We start from the raw sequence: 12995 nt of genomic DNA, 5'->3' as shown, positions 1-12995 counted from the left end.
GCGCCGCGTCGTGCCACACGCCAGCAACGCCGCGCCCTAGTCCCACATTTTCCGCAGTTTCGCGCCGATCTCGACCTTGGCGCGCGCCGCCGCGGCCAGTCCCGCCGCGCTCGGCGCGCTCGCCACGGGCGGCGCCGGCCACGCGCACGATTCGAACAGCGGCAGCATCGTCGGCGCGATGAAGCGCGTGCGCGACGCCCACACGTGCCGGTCGCCCAACGCCGACTGGTTGTGCACATAAAAGCGCTGCGGCACGACGATGTGCAGATCTTCCTTCGCACGCGTCATCGCCACGTAGAGCAGACGGCGCTCCTCTTCCAGTTCCTCGTCGCTGCCCGCGCCCAGATCGGACGGAATGCAGCCGTCCACGCCGTTGAGCACAAACACGTTGCGCCACTCCTGCCCCTTGGCCGAATGGATGGTCGAGAGGATCAGATAGTCCTCGTCGAGCAGCGGATCGGCCGATTCGGCGCTGGTCGCGTCGGGCGGATCGAGCGTCAGTTCGGTGAGGAAGCGCTCGCGCGACGGGAAGGTGCTCGCGATGCTCTCCATCTGCAGCAGATCGGCCATGCGCACCTGCGCGTCTTCGTGATTGCGTTCGAGATGCGGCTCGTACCAGCGCCGTACGCGCTCGAACTCGGCGGGCCAGGGCGTGGCGCGCGCACCGATGCTGTCGATGAGCGCCGTGAACGCGGCCCAGTCTTCGGCCGCGCGCGGCGGCGGCGCGAACGCGGCGAGCGCCTCGGCGGCGCGATACGCGCCCGTGCAGGCCGCGACCTGATCGAGCAGGCGCGCGGCCGTGGCCGGCCCGACGCCCGGCATCAGCTGCGTCACGCGAAACCCGGCCACGCGGTCGAGCGGATTCTCGGCCCAGCGCAGCACCGCGAGCACGTCTTTCACATGCGCGGCGTCGAGAAAACGCAGGCCGCCGAACTTCACGAACGGGATGTTGCGCCGCGCAAGCTCGATTTCGAGCGTCGCGCTGTGATGCGCGGCGCGAAACAGCACGGCCTGCTGCTTGAGCTTCATGCCGCCCTCGCGCGCCTCCAGAATCTGCTCGACGACGTAACGCGCCTGGGTCGCTTCGTCGGCGACCGTGACGAGGCGCGGACGCTGCTGCGACGCGCGGTCGGTCCACAAGTTCTTGGTGTAGCGCTCGGTGGCGGCGTCCATCACGGCGTTGGAAGCCGCGAGGATCGGCTCCGTTGACCGGTAGTTGCGTTCCAGCGTGACCTGACGCGCGGGCGGATCGAACTGCGCGGGGAAATCGAGGATGTTGCGTACCGTTGCGCCCCGAAACGAGTAAATTGCCTGCGCATCGTCGCCGACCACGGTCAGGCCGCGGCCGTCGGGCTTGAGCGCGAGCAGGATCGACGCCTGCAGCCGGTTCGTGTCCTGATATTCGTCGACGAGGATGTGATCGAAACGCGCGGCGAGATCGGCCGCAATCGCGGGTTCTTGCGCCATATGCGCCCAATACAGCAGCAAATCGTCGTAATCGAGCACGTTCTGCTTTTGCTTGGCATCGACGTAGGCGGCGAACAGCGCGCGCAGTTGCGGCTCCCATTCGAGGCACCACGAAAACGAGCGCGCGAGCACGTCGGCAAGCGAGCCGCCCGTGTTGACGACGCGCGAGTAGATCGCCAAACAGGTAGATTTAGCCGGAAATCGCTTCTCTTTCGCCGACAATCCCAGTTCATGGCGCACGAGGTTCATCAGATCGGCGGAATCTTCACGGTCGTTGATCGTGAACGCCGGCGACAAGCCGATCTGCTCGGCGTACTCGCGCAGCAGCCGCGCGCCGATGCCGTGAAACGTGCCCGCCCACGTGAGCCCCTGCGCAAGCACGGCGGCCGCGCCCGGCACGCCGGCGGCGATGCGCGAAACCCGCCGCGTCATTTCCTGCGCCGCGCGGCGCGAGAACGTTAGCAGCAGGATGCGGTGCGGATCGGCGCCGTTCACAACCAGATGCGCGACGCGGTGCGCGAGCGTGTTGGTCTTGCCCGAGCCCGCACCCGCGATCACGAGCAGCGGCTCCGGCAGCGTCGCGCCCGGCGCGAAGGCCTGCGGGCCGCCATGCTCGACCGCCGCGCGCTGCGCTTCGTTGAGCTTGGCGAGATACGCCGCGACATCCTGAGCGACGGCGTGGGCAACGTCGCTGGGTTGATCGGCGCGAGGATCGGAGGAAGCAGCGAGGGAAACGGCGGTGGACACGGGCGGGCGCGGAGAATCCGTAAGAGGCAGCGACGCATACTGTATATCCATACACCTTCGCGCCGCAAGCGCCGGATTTCACGGGGATTCTGCCGCGATCTGGCGACATTTATGCACCAACTCCGCGACACGATGCAAAACGGCGGCGCCCGTTGCCGGGACGCCGCCGCCGTCTACATCGACTCAATCGGCTTAATCGACTTAATCGACTTAATCGGCTCAAGCGGAGCGCGTCACGGCTGCTGCGCGCCGCCCTGCTGTTGCGCCGACTGGCCACTCATCTGGTCCTTCATTTCCGAGTCGTTGGCCTGACGGTCGGCCTTGCGGTTAATCTTCGCGTCCTTGACTTGCGACTTGTACTGCGTCTTGGCCTGCTTTTTCGCGTCGCCGTATTCGGTGCTCGCCGACTTCTTGGCGCTGCGGTATTCGGCGCTGGCCGCCGCGTTGGCGTTGCGCTTCTGCACCAGCGGGTCGGTCGGCTGCGGCGCGGTCAGATTCTGGGGCGCGGGCGCCGGTTGTGCGATCCCCGCGGCCGCCGGGGCCTGGCTCGGCGCCATGGCCGGTGCGGCGCCCGGGGCCATCGTCGGCGCTTCCCCGCCCGCCGGCGTGGCGGTCTGGGCGAAGGCGCCCTGCGCGAAGGCAGCGGCGGTGGCGGCAATGGCGGTAGCGGTCAGCAGCTTGCGAATCTGGGTCATGGCGTATCCTCTTTGCAGTGGTTCCGGGAATGACGTGCAACGGTTTTGCAACGGGCGTGCCCGCCGCTGACGCGTTGCCGTGCTGCCGTCTTCCCGCTCGATGGAGCCGCCCGGTCAGACAAACCTGACATCGTGGGCGGTCTCGTTTCGGTGAACCGATTCTCGTCTGAAGATCCGCGCGCCGTCCCGCGACGTTACGCAGCGTTTCATTTGCTGACGAATTCATAACATCTGGCCCCGACATGTAACCAGGCCAACCTCGACGCATCCCAGGCCCCGCGCCGCGCGATCGCTTATGATGCTCACCCTCCGCGCCGCCACGGCGCGCGCTTTTGTCCCGACGCATTTGCCTTTAACCGATTTCCACGCGCCATGCCCAATCTCGATTTCACGCTGACCGGCGACTACGTCGAACTCCACAACCTGCTGAAGATCACCGGTCTCGCCGACAGCGGCGGCTCGGCCAAGCAGATCGTCTCGTCCGGTGCGGTCAAGGTCGACGGCGAAGTCGAACTGCGCAAGACCTGCAAGATCCGCGCGGGCCAGTCGGTACTGCTCGGCGACACGCGCATCGCGATCCACGAAGCGCAGTAGCGCCCGACGCGGCGGCTGCCATCCATGCCGCCCCTGCCTTTGATGCACCACGCGGGTGCTTTTTGTCTGAAAGACAGGTAACCTCGACGGGTAGGCTCGCAACCGCTTGAGCCGCCCCTGCCTGCCCTCACGGACGCGATCCCCAGGCACTTTCCGACGCGGCGCGATGATTCGCGCCGCTTGCCTTTCATGACCCGAACGACCTCCACCGCGCGCAACGACCGCGCCAGCCGCGCCATCGCGCCGCCCTCGCTCAAGCGCCACGCCGCCGACACCGCACGTCTCGCCGCGCCGCTCGCCATCGCCCAGTTGTCGCAGATGGCGATGAGCGTCACCGACACCGTCCTGCTCGGCTCGCTCGGCGCGGGCGCGCTCGCGGCGGGCGGCCTCGGCGCGAATCTGTTCTTCGTGGTCGTGACGGTGCTGCAAGGCGTGCTGACCTCGGTCAGCGTGAGCGTCGCGCAGGCGCGCGGCGCCGATGATCTGCATCGCGTGCCGCACATCTACTGGACCGGTTTCGCGCTCTCGCTCGTGCTCGCGCTGCCCGCGTTCGCGCTGCTGTCGTTCGCGGAGCCGCTGCTGCACGCGCTCGGCGAGCCGCCCGTGCTCGCGCGCCAGGTCGGCGAATATGCGGCGGTGCTGCGCTGGGGCGCGCCCGCGAGCCTGATTGGCGTGGGGCTGATGCGCTCGTTCCTGCCCGCGATCGGCGCGGCGCGGCGGCTGCTCTGGATCTCGATCGCCAGCGTGTTCTTCAACGGCTTCCTGAACTACGGGCTGATCCACGGCGCCTGGGGCCTGCCGCGCCTCGGCTTTCTCGGCTCGGCGGCGGCCACCGCGGTCACGATCTGGCTCACCACCTTCGTGCTGATGGCGCTGCTGCATCTGCGCCCGTCGCATCAGCATTTCGTGGTGGCGCGCCGCCCGAGCGCGCCGATGATGGGCGAACTGTTCGCCATCGGCTGGCCCGTGGCGATCACCTACGCCGTCGAGGCGACGCTCTTTCTCGCTACCGGCCTGCTGATGGGCCTGCTCGGCGCGACGCCGCTCGCCGCGCACCAGATCGCGCTGAACGTCGCCTCGGTGATGTTCATGGTGCCGCTCTCGATCGGCCAGGCGGGCAACGTGCGCGTCGGTTACTGGATCGGCGCGGGCGTGCCGCGCGCGGCGCGTCATGCGGGCTTCGTCGCGCTGGCGCTCGGCGTGGGCTTCATGTCGATGTCGGCGCTCGTGATGGTGCTCGCGCCGCACTGGATCGTCGGGCTCTATCTGCATCTCGACGATCCGGCCAACGCGCAGACCGTCGCGCTCGCCACTTCGCTGCTCGGCGTGGCCGCGATCTTCCAGATCGTCGACGGCATGCAGACGGTCGGCTCCGGCTGCCTGCGCGGACTCAAGGACACGCGCATTCCGATGCTGGCCGCGACGCTCGGTTACTGGGGCATCGGCTTTCCGGTGGGCTATGCGCTGGCGTTCCACTTCGGTTACGGCGCGCTCGGCCTCTGGTGGGGGCTCGCGGCCGGTCTCGCGAGCGTGGCCGTGCTGATGACGTGGCGCTTTCACCGTATAAGCCTGCGCGCGGAAAACGAGGCGACGCACTCGCAGACGGCGTAAGCGGCCTCAACAGCCACGGCGGCTCGCGCGAACGACACGCGGGCCGCAAACCCGCGCGCCGTCCGGGCCACCTGGCGCGAGCGGTTAGAATACGCGGCTGGCGCCCGCAGCCGTCCGTCCCACGAGGGCGGGAAAACATCGCGCGACGCGATCGTCGGGAGCACCGACATCGGCGCAAGATCGCGCGGGATCGACGCACAATCCGCGCTCGATCGACGCAAATTGATCAACACGCCAGATCGACGGACTGCGCAAGCGCGACGCGCGCCGGCCACCCCGGCAACGCGAGCAAACCGCCCCTTTCGGACACACCGCACACAACGCGCACACGCCGCGCCGCCATCAAGAAAACGAACCCTCTCACGGACCACGCTTCCATGCTCGCCCCGATTACCCGACTGTTCCCGCTCTGGGCCGTGCTCGTCTCGCTCGCCGCGTATTTCAATCCGGGCGTCGTCGCGCCCATCGCGCCGCACGTCACCACGCTGCTGATGATCATCATGCTGGCGATGGGCGTGACGCTCTCGTTCGCCGATTTCCAGCGCGTCTTCACGCGTCCCGCGCCCGTGGCGGCCGGCATCCTGCTGCACTACCTCGTGATGCCGCTCGCCGCGTGGGTGATCGCCAAGGCGCTGCACATGCCCGCCGACCTGACCGCGGGCATGGTGCTCGTCGGCAGCGTGGCGAGCGGCACGGCCTCGAACGTGATGATCTATCTCGCGCGCGGCGACGTCGCGCTCTCAGTGACGATCAGTGCGCTCTCGACGCTCGTCGGCGTGTTCGCGACGCCGCTGCTCACGCGCCTCTACGTCGATGCCTCGATCGTCGTCGACGTGCACGGCATGCTGATGAGCATCCTGCAGATCGTCGGCCTGCCGATCGTCGTCGGGCTGATCGTGAACCGGCTCGCGGGCGGCCTCGTGCGCCGCGTCGAACCGGTGCTGCCGCTCGTCTCGATGGTCTCGATCCTCGCGATCATCGCCGCCGTGGTGGGCGGCACGCACGCGAGCATCGCGACGGTCGGCCCGGTCGTGGCGCTGGGCGTGGTGCTGCACAACGGCATCGGCCTGCTCGGCGGCTACTGGGGCGGACGTCTGCTCGGCTTCGAGGAATCCGTGTGCCGCACGCTCGCGATCGAAGTCGGCATGCAGAACTCCGGCCTCGCGGCGACGCTCGGCAAGCTCTACTTCTCGCCGCTCGCCGCCCTGCCGGGCGCGCTGTTCTCGGTGTGGCACAACCTGTCGGGCTCGCTGCTCGCGGGCTACTGGGCCGGCAAGCCCGCGCGCGGCAGCGAGCGCGACGCCGACGAGGCGCGCAGCGCCAATGCAGCGGCCGGCACGGCGCGACGCGGATAACGCGACGCACAACCTAAAGCGATACACAACCGGGCGCGCGCGCCAGCGCATTCATCACGCTAGCCGCGCTGCGCGCCCCATCCCGGACGGCGCGGCGACTTCGCGCAACGACGCACCCAACGCAACATCACGCACCAACGCGCCGCCATCGCCGTCCATCGCGCTGTCCATCGCGCCAGCCGCGCGACCCCGCCGCCCCACCCCGGCCCGAGCCGCTCGCTGCGCACTTCGCAACGCACGGCTTCGTCCCATCCGCCGATCCACACGCGCTCGCCCGGCGCGAACGGCAGCGCCTCGCCGGGCGCCAGCCAGTAGTCCTGCGCGTCGCCTTCCACGGTCAGCAGCACGCGCCCTTCGAGCACGCCCACCACGCCGCCTTGCGCGCAGCGCACGCGCCGGCATACGCCGCGCGGCACGTCGAGCGTTTCGGTGCTTTCGCGCCGCGCCTCCACTCCGTTGATTGCCCGATCCATCGCGCGCTCCTTCTCCCGCCGTTGATGATGCAGGCAGTATGGCGCGCCGCCGCCCGACGACGTTTCCAGCCGACGTGAAACGAGGCGCGCGCCTCGCGCCGGACGACATCCGACGCGCGCCGCAGTCCGCCGCTTCCCGATAGAATCGTGACGAAAAGACACATGTCTGCGAACCAGCCAGTCCGCGTCCCGCACCGGCGGCCGACCCCGAGGAGATCCCGCTTGCACGCGCCCGCCCTGCACTCCGCCGCCGCCCACGCCGACGACGCTTCGGACGCTTCATGCGCCTGGGCAATGCCACCGGATTCATCGGCGGACTCAGCAGCAACGTCGGCAAGCGCCGCCGCGCGCCGCCGCGCCCTCGCCTCCGGCCACGCGCGCCCGTTCGCCACGCTCGCCGCATGCCTGTGCCTCGCGCTCGCCGCGGGCTGCGCGACGCGTCCGCCCGCCAGCGACTATCCGCGCAAGTCCTCTGCCGCGATGTCCGCCGCCGACGCCCACGCCACGCCGCTCGGCGCCGCGCTGGCCGCGCCCGAGGCCGCGCACCCGGACCAGTCGGGCTTCCGCCTGCTCGCCACCGGCACCGACTCGCTGCAGATGCGCGTGGCGCTCGCGCGTTCGGCGACGAAGACGCTCGACATGCAGTACTACATCGCCAACGAGGACACCACCGGCAAGCTGCTGCTCGGCTCCGCGCTCTATGCGGCCGATCGCGGCGTGCGCGTGCGCATGCTCGTCGACGACCTGAACTTCCACGACATCGACCGTCTGATGGCCGCGCTCAACAGCCATCCGAACATCCAGATCCGCGTGTTCAATCCGTACGGCAGCACCAGCGAGTCGATGTTCAGGCGCACGCGCAACTTCTTCACGAACGTCGACCAGTTCACGCGCCGCATGCACAACAAGGCGACCATCGTCGACAACGAACTGGTGATCGTGGGCGGTCGTAATCTCGGCGACGAATACTTCAGCGCGAGCCCCACGCTGCAGTTCACCGATCTCGATGTGCTGGGCGCCGGGCCGGTCGCGCACGCGGTCTCCGAGAGCTTCGACGCGTACTGGAACAGCGCGGTCTCGTATCCGCTTTCCGTGATCAATCATCAGAAGTTCGACGCGCACGACCTCGACAGCGCGCGCGACGACCTGCGTCAGCACTGGCGCGAAACCGCCGAGCCGTACAACGCGAAGCCGCTCAACGCCACGCCGCTCGCGCAGCAGATCACGCGCGGCGAACTCGGGCTCGTGTGGGCGAAGTGGAATTTCGTGGCCGATTCGCCCGACAAGATCGCAGGCGCGCGCGATGGCGACGAACACGGCCAGATGGGCGACGCGATGCGCTCGCTGCTCGACCGAATCCAGCAGGCGAACCGCAGCGTGCTGGTGTTCTCGCCGTACTTCGTCCCGCACGACGCGGGCGTGCAGGCGATCCGCGACCTGACCGCGCGCGGCGTGCGCGTGGCGATCCTCACCAACTCGCTCGCGGCCACCGACGCCATTGCCGTGCAGGCCGGCTACAGCCCGTACCGCGTGCCGATGCTCAAGGCCAACGCCGAGCTTTACGAGTTCAAGCCGATCCAGGCCGAGCGCTCGGAGCAGCGGCGCTTCGGCATCGTCGGGTCGCGCTCGCGCGCGAGCCTGCACGCGAAGGCCTACGTGATCGACGACAGCACGCTCGTGATCGGCTCGCTCAATCTCGATCCGCGCTCGGCGAACCTCAACACCGAACTCGCACTCTCGATCGAAAGCCAGCCGATCGCGCACGAAGTGACCGGCTATTTCGCGCTCGCGAGTTCGCCCAAAGCGAGCTACCGCGTCACGCTCGCCACGCCCGCGCAGCTCGCGTCGATGCACGGCAGCGCGATCTCCTCGCCGCTCGTCTGGACCGACGAGGAAGACGGCGCGATCCGCACCTACAACCTCGATCCTGGTGCGGGTTTCTACCGAAATCTGCTAACCGGGCTATTCTTGCTGTTGCCGGTCGACAACCAGCTCTGAATCAGCTCTGATCTTCAGCGCGGGCGAGTCGGCCAGGCCTCGACGTCCGCCATCACAGCCAGCCGCGAGCGCCGTCCCGCCCTGCATGCGTTGTTCCGCATGCCCCGGGCGCGGCCCGCCCGCACCGGCCTCGCGCCGCGCAGCCACGCGCTGCGACGCCGTCGCCCAGCCATCACGCGGATCGAACCCGTCACGAAAGCGGCGCGCGCCTTCGATGCAGCGCCGCGTCATTCACCGGAGTCACCCATGACCGCATCTCAAGACAACGTCCGCATGGAGCGCGACACGTTCGGCGAAATCGCCGTGCCCGCCGCGCAGCTGTGGGGCGCGCAGACGCAGCGCTCGCTGCAGAACTTCCGCATCTCGACCGAGAAGCAGTCGCCGGAACTGATCACCGCGCTCGCGACGATCAAGCGCGCGGCCGCCGAAGTGAACCACGGCCTCGGCGTGCTCGACGAAGCCAAGGCGCGCGCGATCGTGCAGGCCGCCGACGAGATCATCGAAGGCAAGCATGCGGGCGAATTCCCGCTCGCCGTCTGGCAGACCGGCTCGGGCACGCAGACCAACATGAACCTCAACGAGGTGATCGCGAACCGCGCGAGCGAGCTGCTCGGCGGCGAGCGCGGCGAGGCGCGCAAGGTGCATCCGAACGACGACGTCAATCGCGGCCAGTCGTCCAACGACGTGTTCCCGACGGCCATGCACGTCGCGGCCGCCGTCGGCATCGTCAAGCATCTGCTGCCCGCGCTGAAGACGCTGCGCGACACGCTCGCGACCAAGTCGCAGCAATTCGGCGACATCGTCAAGATCGGCCGCACGCATCTGCAGGACGCCACGCCGCTCACGCTCGGCCAGGAGTTTTCGGGTTACGTCGCGCAGCTCGATCACGGCATCAAGCACGTGGAAACCACGCTGCCGCATCTCTACGAACTCGCGCAGGGCGGCACGGCGGTCGGCACCGGCCTGAACGCGCATCCGCAGTTCGCGCACAAGGTGGCCGAAGCCATCGCGAAGCTGACGGGCGTGCCCTTCGTCACGGCGCCGAACAAGTTCGAGGTGATGGCGGCCGCCGACGCGCTCGTGTTCGCGCACGGCGCGCTCAAGACCGTGGCCGCGAGCCTCATGAAGATCGCCAACGACGTGCGCTGGCTCGCGAGCGGCCCGCGCTGCGGCCTCGGCGAACTGTCGATCCCCGAGAACGAACCGGGCAGCTCGATCATGCCGGGCAAGGTCAACCCTACGCAGTCCGAAGCGCTCACGATGCTCTGCTGCCAGGTGTTCGGCAACGACGTGGCCGTGAACATCGGCGGCGCGAGCGGCAACTTCGAACTGAACGTGTTCCGCCCGATGATCGCGCACAACGTGCTGCAATCGATCCGCCTGCTCGCCGACGGCGCGCTGAGCTTCAACGATCACTGCGCGGTGGGCATCGAGCCGAACCGCGATCGCATCGACACGCTGCTCAACGAGTCGCTGATGCTGGTGACGGCGCTCAATCCGCACATCGGCTATGACAAGGCCGCGCAGATCGCCAAGAAGGCGCACAAGGACGGCACCACGCTCAAGGCCGCCGCGCTCGCGCTCGGCCACGTGACCGAGCAGCAGTTCGACGAGTGGGTGAAGCCCGGCGAGATGGTCGGCAACCTGAAGGGCTGAGTGCCGGCTTGAGTGCAGAATAAGCCCTTCATGAAGGGCTGAAATGCAAAACGGGCGGCGAGGTTTCTGGCCTCGCCGCCCGTTTTTTTTCACGCATCCTGTGCGTCAGACCACGCCCTTCGCCACTTCCTCGGGCTTCAGTTCGACGATCGCATCGAGCGCTTCCTTCACGTCGAGCGCGTATTTCGCGAGGCGCTTCTGCTCGTCGGTTTCCGGCACGAAGGTCGGCACGGGAATCGGATTGCCGTTTTCGTCGACGGCCACGAACACGATCAGGCAGTCGGTCGTCAGGCGCAGCTGGCCGCTTTTCGGATCGCCCGCGTGCACGGTGATGTGGATGTGCATCGAGGTGCGGCCCGTGGCCACCACGCGCGCGCGCAGCTCGACCATGTTGCCGACGAGGATCGGGCGGCGAAAGCGGATGTTGCCCACGCTCACCGTCACGCAATAGCGGCCCGACCAGACGGCCGCGCAGGCGTAAGCGGTTTCGTCGATCCACTTCATCAACGCACCGCCGTGGACTTTGCCGCCGAAATTCACGGAGGTCGGCTCGGCAAGAAAACGGAACGTCGTTTCCGAACGGTCCAGCGGCTGGGAAGGCGTACTCATATCGGCTCCGCTCGTGTGGGGGTTCCGCTTGCGCGGCGTGGAATCGTCGCGGCGATTCGTTTATAGGAGCGAACGATTATACGAGCGCATCAAGGCAATCGCAGCCGTGCTTTTGGTACGGGTGTTTTGCGGATCCGTTGAAAACCCGGGGCATTTTTTTTTGCGCGTCTCGCCCGTACCTCTAGCGCGTCACGCCGCCGAAAACCGCGCGCGGTAGTCGACCGGCAGCACGCCGTAGCGCCGCTCGAACGCGCGGCGCAGGTTCTGCTCGCTGCCGAAGCCGCAATCGGCGGCGATGCGCTTGACCGGCCGGCGCGACTGCGCGAGCGCGTGCGCGGCGGCTTCGACGCGCATCGCGGCCACGGTGCGCGCGGGCGTGCGCCCCACCGCTTCCACGTAACGGCGCGCGAAAGTGCGCGGACTCATGCGCGCCTCCTCGGCGAGCCGCTCGACGCTCAGCTCGACGTGCAGATTCGCCGCCATCCAGCCGTGCAGCGTCTCGAACGCGCCGCCCGCCGCGCTCTGCGCCTCCAGCGCCTCGCTGAACTGCGCCTGCCCGCCCGGCCGCTTCATGAACACGACGAGGCGGCGCGCCGCCTGCATCGCGACCGCGTGGCCGTGGTCCTCCTCGATCAGCGCGAGCGACAGGTCGATGCCCGCCGTCACGCCCGCCGAGGTCCAGACCGCGCGGCCGTCGCGCTCGTCGCGCAGCCAGATCGGCTCGGGATCGACGTCGATTTGCGGATAACGGCGCGCGAGCTGCGCGGCGTTGCGCCAGTGCGTGGTGGCGCGGCGGCCGTCGAGCAGGCCCGCCGCAGCCAGATAGAACGCGCCCGTGCAGACCGACGCGACACGGCGCGCGCGCGGCGCCGCCGCTGCGATCCACGCGACCAGGGCGGGATCGGGCACGGTCGTGTCGTCGATGGGAATGCCGGGGACGATCAGCGTGTCGATGGCGGCGGCGTCGAGCGAATCGAGCCGTTCGGTGACGACGGGCAAGCCCGCGAAAGTCGGCAGCACGCCGCCCGCCAGCGAGGCAACCGTGACGCGGTAGGCGCGCGGCGCAGTGGGGGAATGCGTGGGCGAATGTGTGGATGAATGCGCGGATGCGGCCGTGTCGCACAAGGCCGCGCGCACCGCCAGCTCGGCGCGCCAGAACGCCTCAACGGGACCGCAGGCATCGAGCAGCACGAGTTCGGGCGCGACCGCGAAAACCACGTGCCGCACGGGAGAAGAGTCAGACATGGCGCCAACCTGCGACGTAACCGGGAACGTCCCATCATCGCACGGGCGCATGTGGCAGTCAGGTCAATCTGGCATCAATTACTGCCACAGCATTCGGATGGCGATCAGTTGCGAACCGAAATGCCCTGATCGATCGTGCCGTACATGGTGATGCCGCTCGCGCTGCTGCTCGCCGGCGTGCCGCCTGCGCAGGCCGCGCAGAGCAGCGTGAGCGTTGCGAGGGCGCTGAGGACCAGAATCCGTTTCATGACTGCCTGTTTGCTTCAAGTGATGCACCGATTTTAGCGCGCGGGCCGCCAGCGCCTCAGTTTCGCGGGCGCATCGACACTTCACGTCGCGCTGAAACGTCGAATGGCGAGGTTCGCTACAGTGACGATATGGGCCGCCGCAGCGCGCTGCGGGCGGCCACCGTCCGTTTCCAAAGTCATCGAAGTCATCGACGCACCCGACGCACACGAAAGGAACCGCCATGATCCTGCCCGCCAGCGACGACACCCAGCATTTCCCCGGCCTCGCCCGCGTCGCCGCCCTGCTCGCCGATCCCG

At 68.4% G+C, this 12995-nt stretch carries 11 protein-coding genes; 5 read left to right on the top strand and 6 right to left on the bottom strand.

The window, feature by feature from the left end:
• Window positions 1–36: 36 nt before the first annotated feature.
• Window positions 37–2265 carry an ATP-dependent helicase gene (locus LDO54_RS06470; protein ID WP_224008228.1) on the bottom strand — a complete coding sequence of 743 codons (2229 nt, stop codon included), beginning with the start codon at window positions 2263–2265 and terminating at the stop codon, window positions 37–39.
• Between the two features lie 182 nt (window positions 2266–2447).
• On the bottom strand, window positions 2448–2909 hold the full coding sequence (locus LDO54_RS06465) for a hypothetical protein (RefSeq protein ID WP_224008227.1): 462 nt from the start codon (window positions 2907–2909) through the stop codon (window positions 2448–2450).
• Between the two features lie 372 nt (window positions 2910–3281).
• On the opposite strand from LDO54_RS06465, the gene LDO54_RS06460 reads away from it, so the two are divergent.
• From LDO54_RS06460 to panS, 3 genes are all read left to right on the top strand, one after another.
• Window positions 3282–3503, top strand: a complete 222-nt coding sequence (locus tag LDO54_RS06460) for an RNA-binding S4 domain-containing protein (protein ID WP_224008225.1) — start codon at window positions 3282–3284, stop codon at window positions 3501–3503.
• A gap of 189 nt (window positions 3504–3692) precedes the next feature.
• The gene (locus LDO54_RS06455; RefSeq protein ID WP_224008223.1) at window positions 3693–5114 is read left to right on the top strand and encodes an MATE family efflux transporter; all 1422 of its coding nucleotides are present in this window, start codon (window positions 3693–3695) and stop codon (window positions 5112–5114) included.
• A 377-nt stretch (window positions 5115–5491) separates the two neighbouring features.
• Window positions 5492–6469, top strand: coding sequence for a ketopantoate/pantoate/pantothenate transporter PanS (gene panS / locus LDO54_RS06450; protein ID WP_224008221.1), 978 nt, complete (start codon window positions 5492–5494; stop codon window positions 6467–6469).
• Between the two features lie 59 nt (window positions 6470–6528).
• Here the strand turns inward: panS and LDO54_RS06445 are convergent, their stop codons facing one another.
• A complete protein-coding gene (locus LDO54_RS06445) occupies window positions 6529–6942 on the bottom strand; it encodes a DUF2917 domain-containing protein (RefSeq protein WP_224008219.1) in 414 nt (137 codons plus the stop codon).
• A 294-nt stretch (window positions 6943–7236) separates the two neighbouring features.
• Between LDO54_RS06445 and LDO54_RS06440 the strand changes: the two genes are divergently transcribed.
• Both LDO54_RS06440 and fumC read left to right on the top strand, forming a co-directional pair.
• Complete coding sequence (locus LDO54_RS06440) at window positions 7237–8940, top strand: phospholipase D family protein (protein WP_224008451.1); 1704 nt, start codon at window positions 7237–7239, stop codon at window positions 8938–8940.
• Window positions 8941–9186: 246 nt separating this feature from the next.
• On the top strand, window positions 9187–10596 hold the full coding sequence (fumC, locus tag LDO54_RS06435) for a class II fumarate hydratase (RefSeq protein WP_224008216.1): 1410 nt from the start codon (window positions 9187–9189) through the stop codon (window positions 10594–10596).
• A 105-nt stretch (window positions 10597–10701) separates the two neighbouring features.
• On the opposite strand, the gene LDO54_RS06430 is transcribed toward fumC, so the two are convergent.
• The 3 genes from LDO54_RS06430 to LDO54_RS06420 all read right to left on the bottom strand — a co-directional run bounded on the left by LDO54_RS06430 (window position 10702) and on the right by LDO54_RS06420 (window position 12698).
• Complete coding sequence (locus LDO54_RS06430; protein WP_224008213.1) at window positions 10702–11205, bottom strand: acyl-CoA thioesterase; 504 nt, start codon at window positions 11203–11205, stop codon at window positions 10702–10704.
• 189 nt (window positions 11206–11394) lie between these two features.
• Window positions 11395–12450 (bottom strand): GlxA family transcriptional regulator, encoded by a 1056-nt coding sequence (locus LDO54_RS06425; RefSeq protein ID WP_224008210.1) that lies wholly within the window; start codon window positions 12448–12450, stop codon window positions 11395–11397.
• 104 nt (window positions 12451–12554) lie between these two features.
• Window positions 12555–12698, bottom strand: coding sequence for a hypothetical protein (locus tag LDO54_RS06420; protein WP_224008207.1), 144 nt, complete (start codon window positions 12696–12698; stop codon window positions 12555–12557).
• Window positions 12699–12995: the final 297 nt, after the last annotated feature.

Source organism: Paraburkholderia tropica (genome assembly GCF_914484835.1).
GTDB lineage: Bacteria > Pseudomonadota > Gammaproteobacteria > Burkholderiales > Burkholderiaceae > Paraburkholderia > Paraburkholderia tropica_A.
Note: the sequence above shows the minus strand (reverse complement) of the source record. Positions and strands in the feature narration are given on the sequence as shown.